Annotated in this window: 14 protein-coding genes; 3 read left to right on the forward strand and 11 right to left on the reverse strand. The window is 69.9% G+C overall.

From position 1 onward, the window contains the following. Window positions 1–68: 68 nt before the first annotated feature. Complete coding sequence (gene ptsP / locus N177_RS12250; RefSeq protein ID WP_023432659.1) at window positions 69–2,330, reverse strand: phosphoenolpyruvate--protein phosphotransferase; 2,262 nt, start codon at window positions 2,328–2,330, stop codon at window positions 69–71. Between the two features lie 86 nt (window positions 2,331–2,416). Continuing rightward, the gene (locus tag N177_RS12255; RefSeq protein ID WP_023432660.1) at window positions 2,417–3,670 is read right to left on the reverse strand and encodes an aspartate kinase; all 1,254 of its coding nucleotides are present in this window, start codon (window positions 3,668–3,670) and stop codon (window positions 2,417–2,419) included. A 147-nt stretch (window positions 3,671–3,817) separates the two neighbouring features. Here N177_RS12255 and ubiG point away from each other — a divergent pair, with 147 nt between their 5' ends. Beyond that, complete coding sequence (gene ubiG, locus N177_RS12260; RefSeq protein WP_023432661.1) at window positions 3,818–4,582, forward strand: bifunctional 2-polyprenyl-6-hydroxyphenol methylase/3-demethylubiquinol 3-O-methyltransferase UbiG; 765 nt, start codon at window positions 3,818–3,820, stop codon at window positions 4,580–4,582. A gap of 76 nt (window positions 4,583–4,658) precedes the next feature. Here ubiG and N177_RS12265 read toward each other — a convergent pair whose 3' ends face one another. The 5 genes from N177_RS12265 to N177_RS12285 form a co-directional block, all read right to left on the reverse strand. Continuing rightward, entirely contained in the window at window positions 4,659–5,828 is a 1,170-nt protein-coding gene (locus N177_RS12265; protein ID WP_023432662.1) for a glycine cleavage T C-terminal barrel domain-containing protein, read from the reverse strand. A 99-nt stretch (window positions 5,829–5,927) separates the two neighbouring features. Continuing rightward, the gene (locus N177_RS12270) at window positions 5,928–6,392 is read right to left on the reverse strand and encodes a DUF1178 family protein (RefSeq protein ID WP_023432663.1); all 465 of its coding nucleotides are present in this window, start codon (window positions 6,390–6,392) and stop codon (window positions 5,928–5,930) included. Next, window positions 6,389–7,249, reverse strand: coding sequence for a nitrilase-related carbon-nitrogen hydrolase (locus N177_RS12275; protein WP_023432664.1), 861 nt, complete (start codon window positions 7,247–7,249; stop codon window positions 6,389–6,391). The genes N177_RS12270 and N177_RS12275 overlap by 4 nt, the downstream gene beginning before the upstream one ends. Window positions 7,250–7,256: 7 nt before the next feature. Beyond that, complete coding sequence (gene grxC, locus N177_RS12280; RefSeq protein WP_023432665.1) at window positions 7,257–7,520, reverse strand: glutaredoxin 3; 264 nt, start codon at window positions 7,518–7,520, stop codon at window positions 7,257–7,259. A 34-nt stretch (window positions 7,521–7,554) separates the two neighbouring features. Further along, window positions 7,555–8,376, reverse strand: coding sequence for a ComF family protein (locus N177_RS12285; protein WP_023432666.1), 822 nt, complete (start codon window positions 8,374–8,376; stop codon window positions 7,555–7,557). Between the two features lie 128 nt (window positions 8,377–8,504). Here N177_RS12285 and N177_RS12290 point away from each other — a divergent pair, with 128 nt between their 5' ends. After that, the gene (locus tag N177_RS12290; protein WP_023432667.1) at window positions 8,505–9,410 is read left to right on the forward strand and encodes a methyltransferase domain-containing protein; all 906 of its coding nucleotides are present in this window, start codon (window positions 8,505–8,507) and stop codon (window positions 9,408–9,410) included. Between the two features lie 22 nt (window positions 9,411–9,432). Here the strand turns inward: N177_RS12290 and N177_RS12295 are convergent, their stop codons facing one another. The 4 genes from N177_RS12295 to N177_RS12310 all read right to left on the reverse strand — a co-directional run bounded on the left by N177_RS12295 (window position 9,433) and on the right by N177_RS12310 (window position 12,257). Next, complete coding sequence (locus N177_RS12295) at window positions 9,433–9,618, reverse strand: Flp family type IVb pilin (protein WP_152527911.1); 186 nt, start codon at window positions 9,616–9,618, stop codon at window positions 9,433–9,435. Window positions 9,619–9,635: 17 nt separating this feature from the next. Beyond that, window positions 9,636–10,046: a (deoxy)nucleoside triphosphate pyrophosphohydrolase gene (locus tag N177_RS12300; protein ID WP_023432669.1), complete on the reverse strand. Its 411-nt coding sequence runs from the start codon at window positions 10,044–10,046 to the stop codon at window positions 9,636–9,638. Further along, a complete protein-coding gene (gene argJ, locus N177_RS12305; protein WP_051402362.1) occupies window positions 10,043–11,233 on the reverse strand; it encodes a bifunctional glutamate N-acetyltransferase/amino-acid acetyltransferase ArgJ in 1,191 nt (396 codons plus the stop codon). Before argJ ends, N177_RS12300 begins: the two co-directional genes overlap by 4 nt. A gap of 67 nt (window positions 11,234–11,300) precedes the next feature. Next, window positions 11,301–12,257 carry a peptidylprolyl isomerase gene (locus N177_RS12310; RefSeq protein WP_023432671.1) on the reverse strand — a complete coding sequence of 319 codons (957 nt, stop codon included), beginning with the start codon at window positions 12,255–12,257 and terminating at the stop codon, window positions 11,301–11,303. Between the two features lie 349 nt (window positions 12,258–12,606). Between N177_RS12310 and secA the strand changes: the two genes are divergently transcribed. Then, window positions 12,607–15,426 (forward strand): preprotein translocase subunit SecA, encoded by a 2,820-nt coding sequence (secA, locus tag N177_RS12315; protein ID WP_023432672.1) that lies wholly within the window; start codon window positions 12,607–12,609, stop codon window positions 15,424–15,426. Window positions 15,427–15,544 lie beyond the last annotated feature (118 nt).

Raw genomic sequence — 15,544 nt, forward strand, 5'->3', positions numbered from 1 at the left:
TCGAGGAGCAGGAGGCTCCGCGCCCGTCCGCGCGCGGCGCGGGCCCCGGGGCCACGGCGTCCGGCGGACTAGAGCTGCACATCGTGATCCCGGGCGAAGGCGACAAGGTCTTCACGCAGGGACTGGCGCGGCATCGCGAGCTCGGGCAGGAGCCAGTCCTGCAGCTTCTGAAGGTCGAGGCTCAGGATCATCGCCTTCACCGGCCCCATGGCCGATGGCGCCATGGAGATCGCGCGGAAGCCGATGCCGAGGAGCGCCATCGCCGAGATCGGCCGGCCGGCCATCTCGCCGCAGAGCGTGAGCGGCACGCCGCCGAGATCGGCCGCCTCGACGACCGTCCGCAGGGCCCGCAGCGGAGCGGGGGCAAGCTCGTCGAAGCGCCCCGCGACACGGCTGTTCGTCCGGTCGGCCGCATACATGAACTGCAGGAGATCGTTCGACCCGACCGAGAGGAAGTCGACCTTCGCGACGAGCTCGTCGAGTTGCCAGAGGACGGACGGCACCTCGATCATCGTGCCGAGGAGCACCTCGTGCGGGATCTCGTGACCGTGCCTGAGGAGGTGCTGGCGCTCGTTCTCGACGAGATCGCGCGCCCGGTCGAACTCCGCCACCTCGGTCAGCATCGGGAACATGAGCCTGAGCTGGCGGCCCGCCGCGGCGTGGAGGAGCGCGCGGATCTGCGTGCGCAGCAGGGCGGGGCGGTCGAGCGCCATGCGGATCGCTCGCCAGCCGAGCGCCGGGTTCTCCTCGTGGCCGGTTGCGATGTAGGGCAGCATCTTGTCGCCGCCGATGTCGAGCGATCGGAAGGTGACGGGCAATTCGCCCGCGGCGTCTATGACGCTGCGGTAGAGCTCGCGCTGGTCGCGCATGCGCGGGAAGGTGGCCGACACCATGAACTGCAGCTCGGTGCGGAAGAGGCCGATCCCTGCGGCGCCGGCATCGGAGACCTGCGCGAGGTCGACGAGGAGCCCGGCATTCAGCAGCAGCTTGATGTCCTGGCCGTCCTTCGTGCGGGACGGCCTGTCGCGGAGCTGGCGATACTGCTCCTGCCGGCGCGCCCTGAAGCGCACCTTGTCGATATAGGCGCGCTCGACCTCGGCCGTCGGGCGGATGTGCACCTCGCCGGAGAGACCGTCGACGATGACGGAATCGCCGGCATCGACGAGGTCGAGGACACCTTCGACTTGGCCGACGGCGGCGATGCCCATCGCCCGCGCCACGATCGAGATGTGGCTCGTCGGCGCGCCCTCCTCGAGCACGAGCGCGCGAATCGTGTCGCGGTCGTAGTCGAGGAGCTCGGCCGGACCCATCGAGCGGGCGATCAGGATCGCGTCCTTCGGCAGATCCGCCTTCGCCGGGTGCTGCGCCCAGCCGACGAGCTCGCGCAACAGGCGGTTGGCGAGGTCGTCGAGGTCGTGCAGCCGCTCGCGGATATAGGGGTCCGTCTGGCGCTGCATCCGGGCGCGGGTGTCGTTCTGGACGCGCTCGACGGCCGCCTCGGCCGTCAGCCCCGACATGACGGCCTCGCGCATGCGCTCGACCCAGCCGCGGTCGTGCGCGAACATGCGGAAGGCCTCGAACACCTCGCGGTGCTCGCCGGGCCGGGCGATCTCGGTGCGCGAGAGCAGCGCGTCGATCGAGGTTCTGAGCGAGCGCAGCGCCGCGTCGAGCCGGGCGAGCTCCTGGCTCGCATCCTCGGCGATCAGGTTCTTCAGCACGATCCGCGGCTCGTGGAGGACCGCGTGGCCGAGGCCTATGCCCTCCGACAGCGCGTGGCCGAAGAGGTGGCGGGGGCGGCTGATGGCGAGCTTCTCGCCCGTCTTCACGAGCGCCTCGAGCTCGCCCCCGGCGATCATCTCCGCCATCACCATGGCGGTGGTCTGCATCGCCTCGACCTCCTCCTCGCTGTAGACGCGGGAGGCGCGGTTCTGCACGACGAGCACGCCGAGGGTCTGGCCGCCGCGCAGGATCGGCACGCCGAGGAAGGAGGAATAGCTCTCCTCGCCCGTCTCCGGCCGGTAGGCGAAGGCCGGATGGCCTTGCGCGTCGGAGAGGTTGAGCGATTCCGCCTGGGCGGCGATCGTGCCCACGAGGCCTTCGCCGAGCTTGAGGCTCGTCAGGTGGACGGCCTCGCGCTTCAGGCCCTCCGTCGCGAAGAGCTCGAGCGTGCCGTCCTCACGCAGGACATAGACCGAGCATACCTCGGCCACCATGTTCGAGGCGATCGTGACGACGATCTTGTCGAGCCGTTCCTGCGCGTTGACCGGCTCCGCCATCAGCTCCCGCAAACGGCGAAGCATGACGCGCGGGCCCACGATAGAACCCCGCATCCCACGTATCCCTCTTCGGGCAAAGGCTGATCAAAGGATCGCCGACCTCGGCCAGTGCGGCAACGGCCAAGGTCGCTCCGTCGTGTCTATTGGGTGTCGAGCCCGTATAGCGAATGCAGAGTCCGCACCGCAAGCTCGGTGTAGGCCGCGTCGATCAGGATGGAGATCTTGATCTCGGAGGTCGTGATGGCCTGGATGTTGATGCCCTTACCGGCGAGCGCCTTGAACATCTGGGCCGCGACGCCGGCGTGGCTGCGCATGCCGATGCCGATCACCGACACTTTCACGATGTCGGCGGAGCCCTGGATGTCGGCATAGTCGCTGCCGACGCCGCCGTCCTTCAGCGTCGCCAGCGCCCGGTCGAGCTCGGAGGCGGGCACGGTGAAGGTCATGTCCGTGAAGTCGCCGTCGGCGGAGACGTTCTGCACGATCATGTCGACATTGATGTTCGCGTCGGCGAGGCGGCCGAAGACGTTGGCGGCGACGCCCGGCTTGTCGGCCACGCGGCGCAGCGTGATCTTGGCCTCGTCCTTGGAGTAGGCGATGCCGGTGACGATCTGCTTTTCCACGATTTCGTCCTCGTCGCAGATGAGCGTGCCAGGGGGAAGACCGCCGGGGCCGGCCTGCGGCGCGTCGGGGTCGTCGAAGCTCGAGCGCACGAAGGTGCGCACGCCGTGGATCATCGCGAGCTCGACCGAGCGGACCTGCAGCACCTTGGCGCCGAGCGAGGCCATCTCCAGCATCTCCTCGAAGGCGATGCGGTCGAGCCGGCGGGCCTTCGGGACGATGCGCGGGTCGGTCGTGTAGACCCCGTCGACGTCGGTGTAGATGTCGCAGCGGTCGGCCTTCACCGCCGCCGCGATCGCGACGGCGCTCGTGTCGGATCCGCCGCGGCCGAGCGTCGTGATGCGGTTGTCGGGGCTCACGCCCTGGAAGCCGGCGATGACGGCCACCTGACGCTCGCCCATGCGCTCGACGAGCTTCCTCGCGTCGATGTCGGCGATGCGCGCCGAACCGTGCGACCCGTCGGTCCTCAGCGGGATCTGCCAGCCCATCCACGAGCGGGCGTGCACGTCCATCGACTGGAGCGTGATGGCGAGAAGCCCCGCCGTCACCTGCTCGCCCGAGGAGACGACGACGTCGTATTCCCGCGCGTCGTGCATCGCGGAGGCCTGCTTCGTCCAGTTGACGAGCTGGTTCGTGGCGCCGGCCATCGCCGAGACGACCACGGCGACGTCGTTGCCCGCGTCGTACTCGCGCTTGACGTGGCGCGCGACGTTGCGGATGCGATCGAGATCGGCGACGGAGGTGCCGCCGAACTTCATGACGATGCGGGCCATGGCTGGAAGGGATCCCGGCGTTTCAACTTCCCGGCGGGCGCGGCAGGCTGCCGGTGCCGATATTTGCGCGCGCCTAGATACTCTGTCACAGAAGGTGGCGCAACTGGAGGGCCCGCGAAGGGCCGTGCGCGGAGGGAGAATTCGGCCATGTCGGAGACGGGCGCGACGCCTGGCGGGGGTTCGGTCGACGCGCGCGAGGTCGAGCACTTCGCGAGGCTCGCCGAGGAATGGTGGGACCCGAACGGCAAGTTCAGGCCGATCCACAAGTTCAACCCCGTGCGGCTCGACTACATCCGGGACCACAGCGTGCGCCATTTCGGCCGCGACGCCCGCCGGATCCGCAGCCTCGACGGCCTGTCGATCGTCGACATAGGCTGCGGCGGCGGCCTGCTTTCGGAGCCCCTGGCGCGGCTCGGCGCCGAGGTGACCGGCGTCGATCCGAGCGAGACGAACGTGGCCACGGCGGCGCTGCACGCGGAGGAGGCGGGGGTCGAGGTCACCTACCGCGCGACGACCGCCGAGGCGCTGGCCGCGGAGGGCGCGCGCTTCGACGTCGTGGTGCTGATGGAGGTCGTCGAGCACGTCTCCGACGTGCCGGGCTTCCTCGCCGCCTGCGCAGGCCTCGTGAAGCCCGGGGGGCTTCTCTTCGCGGCGACGATCAACCGGACGGCGAAGGCCTTCGCCATGGCGATCGTCGGCGCGGAATACGTGCTCGGCTGGCTGCCGCGCGGCACGCACACCTACTCGAAGCTCGTGCGGCCGGAGGAGCTGGCGCGGGAGCTCGAGCTCTCGGGCCTGACGGTCACCGACCGGAGCGGCGTCGTCTACAATCCCCTCGCCGATGCCTGGCACCTCTCGAGCCGCGACCTCGACGTGAACTACATGCTGGTGGCGGAGAGGGCGGCGAACTGACGCGGGCGGCCGTGCGTGGCGGAGACGGCTCCCCTCGCGGCCCATCAGGCCTTTCACGCCGAGCGGAGCATCGCGGTCAGCTTGCGGCGAGGCTCTTTCGTGGATCGAAGAAGGGCTTTTCGACGATCTGCGCCGGAACCGGGCCCGACGGCATGGCGACCTCGACCGCGAGACCGATCTCGGCGTGATCCGCCGCGACCATAGCCAGGGCGATGTTCTGCTCGAGGCGCGGGGAGTGGACGGCCGACGTGACCTTGCCGACTGCCTCTCCATCCCTGCGGACCGGCCAGAACGCGGTGTTCGGACCCGCCAGTGGCGGCCCGTCGATGCGCAGCCCGACCTGCTTGCGCCTCACCCCCTCGGCACGGATCCGGCGCAGGGCCTGCTTGCCGATGAAGTCGGCCTCCATGTCGAGATCGACCAACCTCTCCAGGCCGAGCTCGAAGGGGTTGGTGCAGATGTCGGCGTCGGCGTGGTACGACAGCATGCCCCCTTCGATCCGGCGGATCGTGGAGGTGTGGCCGGGCTTCAGCCCGAACGGAGCGCCCGCGGCCATGATCCGTTCCCACAGCTCGTCGCCGCGCGAGCCGTCGCGCAAATAGAGCTCGTAGCCGAGCTCGCTCGACCATCCGGTGCGGGAGACGATCAGCGGAATTCCGGTGAGATCCGCCTCGCGATGCCAGTAGTAGCGCAGATCCAGGATCGCTTCGCCGAACAGCGCCTTCATGATGTCGCCGGAGGCGGGGCCCTGAAGCTGGAGCGGCGAGACGTCCGGCTCGCGGATCGTGACGTCCATGCCCGAATGGACCGCCACGCCCTGCGCCCATAGCAGGATGTCGCTGTCGGACAGCGAGAGCCAGAAGTGGTCGTCCCCCAGCCGCAGCAGGACGGGGTCGTTCAGGATCCCCCCGTCGGCATTCGTGATCAGGACGTACTTGCACTGGCCGACCGAGACCTTCGAGAGATCTCGCGGCGTCAGCAACTGCGTGAAGGCGGCGGCATCCGGCCCGGTGATCTCGACCTGCCGCTCGACCGCGACATCGCACAGGATGGCAGCCTGCACCAGATTCCAGAAATTCTGCTCCGGGTCGCCGAAATCGCGCGGGATGTACATGTGGTTGTACACGGAGAATTGCCGCGCGCCCCAGCGCACCGTCGCCTCGAAGTAAGGCGACTTGCGGATCTGCGTGCCGAACCCGAACTCTCCCGATCGCATCATGACGAGCGCCCCCATGTTCCGCTGCATCCGTCGCCCGCTGACGAGCCGTGCTCGACTCGCATCTTGGGAAGCGCGTTTCAAGACGTCGCCAAGCGACCGGGGAGGAGCCGGACCGCCGCCACAGTTTCAGTTCTTGTCGTCGGGCAGCTCGGGAATGGGGGCGATCTCGATGCCCTCGTCGAGGAGGGCGCGCGTCTCCTCGAGGCTCGCCTCGCCGTAGATGTCGCGGCGCTCGACCTCCTCGTAGTGGATCCGGCGCGCTTCCTCTGCGAAGTTGCGGCCGACATAGTCGGCGTTTTCGATGACGTGCCGGCGCAGCTCCTTCACCGCCTCGAGGAGCGCGCGGGCGCGCGGATCGGCCGCGAGCGCGTGCGGCTGGACGCTTGGGCTGGTGTCGGCGGCATTCGCCCGTGGCGGCGCGCCGGCAGCCTTCGCGACGGCGGGCGCCATCAGCGACTTCGAGACGTCGGTCGAGCCGCAGCTCGGACAGGCGAGCTCGCCCGCGGCCGACTGCCGGTCGAACGCCTCGCTGTCGCGGAACCAGCCCTCGAACTCGTGGCCGCGCTCGCAGCGCACGGCGTAGCGGATCATGATGCGAGCCTCGCGGGGCCGCGGTGGATCTCCGGCGGCTGGTCGAAGGGACGGTCCTGCCGGAGCGAGGGGATGCGGCGGCGGGCGACCTCGACGGCCTCCACGTCGATCGCCGCGAGGATGACGCCCGGCTCCTCGCCGGCCTCGGCGAGGATCTCGCCCCAGGGGCCGACGATCAGGCTGTGGCCGAAGGTCCTCGGGCCACCGGGGGCGCCGCCGGCCTGGGCGGCGGCGATCATGAAGGCGCCGTTCTCGATCGCGCGGGCCCGCACGAGCGCGTGCCAATGCGGCTCGCCGGCCGCGAGGGCGGTGCTGGCGGGGCAGGTGAGGATCGTCGCGCCCGACTTCGCGAGCGTGCGGTAGGCCTCCGGGAAGCGGAGATCATGCCCGATCGTCATGCCCAGGACGCCCCACGGCACGTCGCAGGCGACGACCCGGTTGCCGGGCCGGACGTGACGCGACTCCGTCTCCTCGTCCCCTGCGGAGAGGGCGAGGTCGGAGAGGTGGATCTTGTCGTAGCGCGCCGTCACCTCGCCGTCGGGGCTCAGGAGGAAGCCGCGATTGGCGAGCATCTCGCCGTCGAGGCGGATGGCGAGCGAGCCGACATGGAGCCAGATCCGAAGCTCTCGTGCCAGCGCGGCGAAGCGCCGGAGCGGCTCGCAGCCCTCCTCGTCGGAGGTCAGCGAGAGGAGCCGTCCGCCGTCGCGCTCGACGATGTCGGTGTGCTCCGGCGTCTGGACGAAATCGGCCCCCCGCTCCGCCGCGTCGCGGATCAGCCGGACGGCCTCGTCGAGATTGTCGGGAATGTCGCGGGCGCTCGTGAGCTGGACGCAGGCGGCGGTGAAGGTGTGGCCCATCTCGGTCTCACGCGGCCTCCTGCAGCAGGTCGTCGAGCCGCCCCTGGCGCTCCAGCGCGTGCAGGTCGTCGCAGCCGCCGACGTGCTTCTCGTCGATGAAGATCTGCGGCACGGAGTTCCGTCCGCCCGCGCGCTCGCGCATCCGGCCGCGCTCGGCGGGATCCATCGTCACGTCGATTTCCTGGAACTCGACGCCCTTCTCCTGCAGGAGCCGCTTGGCGGCGTGGCAGTAGGGGCAGAACATGGTGGTGTAGATGACGACCTTCGCCATGACGCGATCATCCTTCGCGAAACGTTCATGAAGCTTATATGGCGGCGGTCTCGCCCCTCACAACCATCGCGAAGACGAGGACGTCGACACCCGTGGCGCCGGCCTTTCGCAGGGCCTTCGTGCACGCCTCGACCGTCGCGCCGGTGGTGAAGACGTCGTCGACGAGAAGCACCCGCCGGCCCGCGATCGCCGCCGTTCCGGAAGGTGCAACGGCGAAGGCTCGGGCGACGTTCCGGCGCCTCTCGGCCGCGTCGAGGCCGAGCTGCTGGCGGGTGGGGCGGATCCGCTGGAGCGCCATCGCGTCGTGGGGCAGGTTCATCCGGCGGGCGATGCCGGCGGCGAGGAGGGCCGACTGGTTGAACCGCCGGCCGAGGAGGCGCCGCCGGTGAAGCGGCACGGGGACGACGATTTCGCTCCCGGCCGCGACCTGGGCGCCGGTGCGGGCCATCATGCCGGCCATCATGTCGACGAGCTCGAGCCGGTCGTGGAACTTCAGGGCATGGACGAGCGCGCGGGCGGGCCCGCGATAGGCGGCGACGCCGCGGGCCCGGTCGAACGCCGGCGGGTTCTGCAGCGCCTGCGGACTGAGCGCGCCGGGACCAGCATCGTAGGGCAGGGGGAGGCCGAGCCTGTCGCAGAGCGGCGGCCCGATGAACTCGACCCGCGCCCAGCACTCCGCGCAGAGGCCGGCCCCACCGGCCACGGGCTCGGCACACGCCCCGCAACGCGGCGGCAGCAGGAAATCGAGCGAGGCGGCGAAGGCTCGCCGCAGCGTGCCGATGCGCGCGGCGCGCCATGCGAAGGACGGCGCGGCACGGTCGAGCTCGCCGGAGTCTTCCCGTCCGAGGAGCGCCATCGCACCCTCCACCCGAGAACATCGCCGCGAGCCCACAGCGTGGGCCGGGGGCGGATCCGCGTCAAGCGCTTTACGCCGGGCCGGCCCGGGCCTATGTGCCGGGAAACGACACTCCAAGCGAGGCCCCGTTGGACCAGCCCGCCGAACTCTTCGACCGCCAGCTCCTCAGGCGGCGTCGCGCCAGAACCCGCGACGCCCTGGTCGAAGCCGATTTCCTGCTGCGCGAGGCCGCCGACGGCATAGGCGACCGGCTCTCGACGGTCGCCCGCAGCTTCCCCCTCGCCGTCGACTTCGGCGCGCACTCAGGGCTCGTGGGCGAGGCGCTGCGGGCGAGCGGAAAGGTGGAGACCGTGGTCGCGACGGAAAGCGACGTGCCGCTCCTGATGCGGCAGGGCGGCCTGCGGGTCGCCTGCGACGAGGAGTTCCCGCCATTCGCGGAGGGCTCGCTCGATCTCGTCGCATCCGGCCTGTCGCTCCAGTGGGTCAACGACCTGCCGGGCGCGCTCGTCCAGATCAGGCGGGCCCTGAAGCCCGACGGGCTGTTCCTGGCGGCGATGCTCGGCGGCCAGACGCTCCGCGATCTCCGCCAGGCACTGCTCGACGCCGAGGCCGAGATCACCGGCGGGGCTGCGCCTCGGGTCGCGCCGATGATCGAGATCCGCGACATGGGCGCGCTCCTCCAGCGCGCAGGCTTCGCCCTGCCGGTCGCCGACGCGGAGACGCTGACGGTGCGCTACGGCAACCCCATCAACCTGCTGCGCGATCTCAGGCACATGGGCTGGACGAACGCGCTCAACGCGCGCAGCCGCAGGCCGCTGCGGCGGGACGTGCTGGCGCGCGCGCTCGAGCTCTATGCCGGAAGCGCGTCGGACGAGGACGGAAAGGTGCGGGCGCGCTTCGACATCGTCTACGCCTCCGGCTGGGCGCCGCACGAAAGCCAGCAGAAGCCGCTCAGGCCCGGCAGCGCCCGGATGCGCCTCGCCGACGCGCTGGGGGTCGAGGAGAGGCCGGCGGGGGAGAAGACCGGGCGCTGAAACGCCGCGTCGACGGGAGAGGTCAGCCCTTCTGCGCCAAGAGGGCGTCGGAGATGGTCTGGTAGTAGTCCGCGAACACCGTGCCGCCGAGGGTGAAGACGGTCGCGGCGATGGCGGCGCCGATGAAGCCGGCCATCAGAGCGTATTCGATGGCGGTTGCCCCGCCGGTGTCACGGCAGAGGCGTCGTCCGGTCCGGATCGGGTCCATGATCGGCACTCTGTCCCTCACAGGAGGTCGCGCAGCGCGGCGACGAGCGGCACGTCGGCCGGCGGCATCGGATATGTCCCCATGCGAAGCGGCCGGACCCATGCGAGCTCCTGCCCTTCGCGTGCGGACACCTCGCCGCGCCAGCGTCGGCAGACGAAGAGTGGCATCAAGAGGTGAAAGTTTCCGTAATCGTGGCTCGCGAAGGTCAATGGAGCCAGACACGCTTCGTTCACGTCGATTCCGAGCTCCTCGGCGAGCTCGCGGATGAGCGCCTCCTCCGGCCGCTCGCCCGCCTCGACCTTGCCGCCCGGGAACTCCCACAGGCCCGCCATGCTCTTGCCCGGTGGCCGCTGGGCGAGGAGGACGCGCCCGTCGGGGTCGACGAGCGCGCAGGCGGCGACGAGGAGGAGGGGCGAGCCCCCGCTCAACTGCGGTAGTCCGCGTTGATCGAGACGTACGCGTGGGTGAGGTCGCAGGTCCACACGGTGGCCTTGCCGGCCCCGAGACCGAGGTCGACGCCGATGCGGATCGCCTCGCCCTTCATGTAGGCCGACATCTCCGCCTCGTCGTAGGACGGCGCGCGCTCGCCCTCCGTCGCGACGGTGATGTCGCCGAAGGCGATCGACAGGCGGTCGCGGTCGGCCTCCTCGCCGGCCTTGCCGACGGCCATGACGACGCGGCCCCAGTTCGCGTCCTCGCCGGCGATCGCGGTCTTCACGAGCGGCGAATTCGCGATCGACAGCGCGATGCGGTGGGCCGAGGCGTCCGAGACGGCGCCGGCGACGTCGACGGTGATGAACTTCGTCGCGCCTTCGCCGTCGCGGACGACCATCTGCGCGAGCTCGCGCAGCAGGTCCTCGAGCGCGTCGCCGAACGCGGCGAGATCATCCCCCCCGCGGATCTCCGCGTTTCCGGCGCGGCCGGTCGCGAAGGCCATGAGCGTGTCGGAGGTCGAGGTGTCGCCGTCGACGGTGATCGCGTTGAAGGTGCGGCCGACGGCCTCGGCCAGCGCCTGCTGGAGCGCCTTAGTGGCGATCGCCGCGTCGGTGAACACGAAGGCGAGCATGGTCGCCATGTCCGGCGCGATCATGCCGGCGCCCTTGGCGATGCCGTTGATCGTGACGGGCGTGCCGCCGATCTCGATCCTGCGAGTGGCACGCTTCGGGAACGTGTCCGTCGTCATGATCGCGAGCGAGGCCGCCTCATAGGCGTCGGCCGCCGCGTCGCCGGACAGGCCCTTCAGGACGCGGCCGAACGGCGCGGGGTCGAGCGGCTCGCCGATCACGCCCGTCGAAGCGAGGAAGACCTCGTCCGGCGAGCAGCCGACCGCCTCCGCCGCGATCCGCGCCGTCTCGGCGACGGCGTCGCGGCCCTTGCGGCCGGTGAAGGCGTTCGCGTTGCCGGAGTTGACGACGAGGGCGCGGGCGCTGCCGCCCGGAAGCCTGTCCCGGCACCATTCCACCGGCGCCGAGGGACAGCGCGAGCGCGTGAAGACGCCCGCGACCCTCGCGCCCTCGTCGAAGACCGCCAGGAGAACGTCCTTGCGGCCCTTGTAGCGTATGCCGGCCTCGGCCGCGGCGAGCCTCACCCCGTCGATCGGGGGGAGGTCGGCCATGCGGGCGGGCGCGAGCGGCGAGACCTTTCCAGCCACTCTGTTCTCTCCCTCGCGAGCCGCTGCGGCGTTACTGGCTGCCGCCGGCGCCGGACGCGTTCTCCGAGGCGGCGTCGCCCTCGGGAGCCGCGTCCGTCTCGGCATTCGCGGGGTCGGCGCCGTCCTGGCCCACCACCTCGATCTGGCTGCCCTCGCGCAGCGACATGATGAGGTCGCGCTGGGCCTGGCGGGCGAGGGCCGACTTCAGCTGCTCCTCGACCTGCTCGAAGTCCGGCTTCTCCTGGTCGCGCCGGTCCTCGAGCTTGATGACGTGCCAGCCGAACTGGGTCTGCACGGGATCGGAGACCTCGCCCGGCTCGAGCTCCTGTGCCTTCTGTGCGAATTCCGGCACCATCTGGTCGGGCGTGAAGAAGCCGAGGTCGCCGCCGTTCTGGCCGGAACCGGGGTCCTTGGAGTGCTCGGCGGCGAGAGCCGCGAAGTCGCCGCCTTCGTCGATCTGCTGCTTGATCTGGTTCGCCTCCTCCTCGGTCGGAACGAGGATGTGGCGAGCGTGCAGCTCCTGCTGCGGCTCGGCCTGGCCGATCTCCTGCTCGTAGAGATCGCGGGCCGCCTCGTCGGTCGCGGCCTCGTCGCCGACCATGCCGAGATAGGCTTCCATCAGCGTGCGGTCCGTCACGTAGCGCAGGCGGCGCTGAAACTCCTCCTCGTCCTCGATCCCCGTCTCGCGCGCGGCCTTCGCGATGCGCTCGAGATCGGCGACATAGGTGAGGAGGTAGCTGTCGCGCTGCTCGGCGGGAAGCTGCTGCAACGTCTGGGCGAGATCCTCGGCGGCGATCGCCACGTCCATCGCCGTGATCTCGCGGTCGCCGAGCCGCGCGATGACCTCGCTCGCGCCGGCCGGCACCTCGCCGGAGACGGAAGGCGGCTCGGCCGGGGCGGCCTGCTCCTGGGCGAGGGCGGCACCGCCGACGAAGAGGGCGCCCGCGATGCCGAGGGCGAGCGAGAATGGGCGTGCGGAATGGGGCATGTCTTCCTTCCCGGTCGGTGGTTCATGTCTGCAGCCGTCGCCCCGGCCGTCTGCGGGGCGATATGCACATGGCTGCAACGCCGCCACCGCCCGAAGCGATCCCCGGGGGCTGCCGCGGCGGCGCGACGCTGGCCCAACTGGGTCGCGTTGACAAGGTGAAAAGCGACTCTTATCTCAGATCCCGCGCGCCACGTTCCACGCGTGCAGGTTCACGGGAACAAACGAGAAGCCGCGCCGTCCGGCCTTCGAAGACTGGTCGCCCGGCCATGACCGCCTGGTCAGACGCCGCCTCCCCGGACCGCTCCGGAGCGACGGCCGGTCCACCGCGAGGCAGAAAGACAAGAGACCCATGCTCGGTATCGGCAATCTTGCCAGCAAGATCTTCGGCTCCTCCAGCGAGCGCAGGGTCAAGGGCTATCGTGCCCGCGTCGAAGCGATCGGTGCGCTCGAGCCGGAAGTCTCGGCCCTTTCCGACGAGGAGCTGCGCCAGCGGACGGTCAGGTTCCGGGAGGAGATCGCGAACGGCAAGTCGCTCGACGACCTGCTCGTCCCGGCTTTCGCGACGGTTCGCGAGGCGGCAAAGCGCTCGCTGAAGCAGCGGCATTTCGACGTGCAGCTCATCGGCGGCATGGTGATGCACGAGGGCAGGATCTCGGAGATGAAGACGGGCGAGGGCAAGACGCTCGTCGCCACGCTGCCCGTCTACCTGAACGCGCTGCTCGGCAAGGGCGTGCACGTCGTCACGGTGAACGACTACCTCGCCTCGCGCGACGCGGAGTGGATGGGGCAGGTCTACCGCTTCCTCGGGCTGACGGTCGGCTGCATCACGCACGGGCTGAACGACGACCAGCGGCGCGAGGCCTATGCCTGCGACGTGACCTACGCGACGAACAACGAGCTCGGCTTCGACTACCTGCGCGACAACATGAAGTACGAGCGCGGCCAGATGGTGCAGCGCGGCCACCAGTTCGCGATCGTCGACGAGGTCGACTCCATCCTGATCGACGAGGCGCGCACGCCGCTCATCATCTCCGGGCCCGCCGAGGACCGCTCCGAACTCTACCAGCGGCTCGACGGCTTCGTCCCGGAACTCGCGGCCGAGCATTTCGAGGTGGACGAGAAACAGCGTTCCGCGACGCTCACCGAAAGCGGCCAGGAATTCATCGAGAACCGGCTGCGCGAGGAGGGCCTCCTCCAGGGCGACAACCTCTACGACGTGGAGAACGTCACGGTCGTCCACCACATCAACCAGGCGCTGAAGGCCCACAAGCTCTTCCAGCGCGACAAGGACTACATCGTCAAGAACGGCCAGGTCGTCATCATCGACGAGTTCACCGGCCGGATGATGGAGGGGCGGCGCTACTCCGAGGGGCTTCACCAGGCGCTCGAGGCGAAGGAGCAGGTGAAGATCCAGCCCGAGAACGTGACGCTGGCCTCGATCACCTTCCAGAACTACTTCCGGCTCTACAAGAAGCTTGCCGGCATGACCGGCACGGCGCTGACCGAGGCCGAGGAGTTCGGCAACATCTACGGGCTCGACGTGCTCGAGATCCCGACGAACCTGCCGATCTCGCGCATCGACGACGACGACGAGGTCTACCGGACCGACAAGGAGAAGGCGGCCGCGATCCTCGCGCTGATCGACGACTGCAAGAAGCGCGGCCAGCCCGTCCTCGTCGGCACGACGTCGATCGAGAAGTCGGAGCAGCTGGCGACGCTCCTGAAGACGAACGGCTACCGGCAGAAGGACTTCTCCGACCCCGACGCGTTCCGGCCGCTCTATGACGGCGACCAGGGCACGCGCGAGGAGAAGGTGTTCGCCGTGCTGAACGCGCGCTACCACGAGCAGGAGGCGCAGATCATCTCCCAGGCCGGCGTGCCGGGCGCGATCACCATCGCGACCAACATGGCCGGTCGCGGCACCGACATCCAGCTCGGCGGCAATGCCGACATGCGCATCGCCGGAGAGGCTGCCCATATCGAGGATCCCGTCGAGCGGGCCGCCAAGGAGGCGGAGATCCGCGCCGAGGTCGAGCGGCTGAAGGGGGTCGCGAAGGAGGCCGGCGGCCTCTATGTCGTCGGCACCGAGCGCCACGAGAGCCGGCGCATCGACAACCAGCTGCGCGGCCGCTCGGGCCGCCAGGGCGACCCCGGCCACTCGCGCTTCTTCCTGTCGCTGCAGGACGACCTGATGCGCATCTTCGGCTCCGACCGCATGGACTCGATGCTGCAGAAGCTCGGCCTGCAGGAGGGCGAGGCGATCATCCATCCATGGATCAACAGGGCCCTTGCAAAGGCGCAGCAGAAGGTCGAGGCGCGCAACTTCGACATCCGCAAGAACCTGCTGAAATACGACGACGTGATGAATGACCAGCGCAAGGTCATCTTCGAGCAGCGCATCGAGCTGATGGACGGCGAGGACGTGTCGGAGACCGTCGCCGACATGCGCCACGAGACGATAGAGGACCTCGTCGCCAAGCACATCCCCGAGAAGGCCTATGCCGAGCAGTGGGACACGGAGGGCCTCGAAGAGAAGGTGCGCGAGGTCCTCGGGCTCGACCTGCCGGTGCGCGAGTGGGCGGCCGAGGAGGGCATCGCCGAGACGGAGATCCGCGAGCGCCTGACGAAGGCCGCCGACGAGAAGTTCGCCCGCAAGGTCGCCGACTTCTCGCCGAGCGTGATGCGCCAGATCGAGAAGGCGGTTCTCCTGCAGACGCTCGACAGCCTCTGGCGGGAGCACCTCGTGACGCTCGACCATCTGCGGCAGGTGATCGGCTTCCGCGGCTATGCCCAGCGCGACCCGCTGAACGAGTACAAGACGGAGGCCTTCGAGCTTTTCCAGAGCCTGCTGACCCGGCTGCGCGAGCAGGTGACGGGCCAGATGATGCGGGTGGAGCTCGTGCGCGAGGCGCCCCCCATGCCGCAGGCGCCGGAGATGCACGCGCACCACATCGACGCCTCGAGCGGTGTCGACGAGATCCCCGAGGACCGTCCGGCCATGGCGTCGGCCGGAGCGGCCTCCGCACCCGCCCGCGCCGCGGGCGGCGAGGTCGCCGAGCTCGAGCGCGACCCCGAAAGGCCGGAGAGCTGGGGCAAGGTCGGGCGCAACGAGCTGTGTCCGTGCGGATCCGGAAAGAAGTTCAAGCATTGTCACGGGCGGTTCGCCTGAGAGCGCACGCCCGGGAGAGAGGCCTCCACCGCCCACTCGCCGCGCGGCCGGGACGTTCGATCACGTCCCGGAGCGCCTCGGTGATCCGCGTCAGGACGCCTCCGCGGCAGGCCGCGGC

It is taken from the genome of Lutibaculum baratangense AMV1, assembly GCF_000496075.1.
Lineage (GTDB): Bacteria > Pseudomonadota > Alphaproteobacteria > Rhizobiales > Tepidamorphaceae > Lutibaculum > Lutibaculum baratangense.

What these genes read in the sequence shown, in the direction of transcription:
- ptsP (WP_023432659.1), bottom strand. Translation starts at nt 2,330, where the DNA reads ATGCGGGGTTCTATCGTGGGCCCGCGCGTCATGCTTCGCCGTTTGCGG.
- N177_RS12255 (WP_023432660.1), bottom strand. Translation starts at nt 3,670, where the DNA reads ATGGCCCGCATCGTCATGAAGTTCGGCGGCACCTCCGTCGCCGATCTC.
- ubiG (WP_023432661.1), top strand. Translation starts at nt 3,818, where the DNA reads ATGTCGGAGACGGGCGCGACGCCTGGCGGGGGTTCGGTCGACGCGCGC.
- N177_RS12265 (WP_023432662.1), bottom strand. Translation starts at nt 5,828, where the DNA reads ATGCAGCGGAACATGGGGGCGCTCGTCATGATGCGATCGGGAGAGTTC.
- N177_RS12270 (WP_023432663.1), bottom strand. Translation starts at nt 6,392, where the DNA reads ATGATCCGCTACGCCGTGCGCTGCGAGCGCGGCCACGAGTTCGAGGGC.
- N177_RS12275 (WP_023432664.1), bottom strand. Translation starts at nt 7,249, where the DNA reads ATGGGCCACACCTTCACCGCCGCCTGCGTCCAGCTCACGAGCGCCCGC.
- grxC (WP_023432665.1), bottom strand. Translation starts at nt 7,520, where the DNA reads ATGGCGAAGGTCGTCATCTACACCACCATGTTCTGCCCCTACTGCCAC.
- N177_RS12285 (WP_023432666.1), bottom strand. Translation starts at nt 8,376, where the DNA reads ATGGCGCTCCTCGGACGGGAAGACTCCGGCGAGCTCGACCGTGCCGCG.
- N177_RS12295 (WP_152527911.1), bottom strand. Translation starts at nt 9,618, where the DNA reads ATGGACCCGATCCGGACCGGACGACGCCTCTGCCGTGACACCGGCGGG.
- argJ (WP_051402362.1), bottom strand. Translation starts at nt 11,233, where the DNA reads ATGGCCGACCTCCCCCCGATCGACGGGGTGAGGCTCGCCGCGGCCGAG.
- N177_RS12310 (WP_023432671.1), bottom strand. Translation starts at nt 12,257, where the DNA reads ATGCCCCATTCCGCACGCCCATTCTCGCTCGCCCTCGGCATCGCGGGC.
- secA (WP_023432672.1), top strand. Translation starts at nt 12,607, where the DNA reads ATGCTCGGTATCGGCAATCTTGCCAGCAAGATCTTCGGCTCCTCCAGC.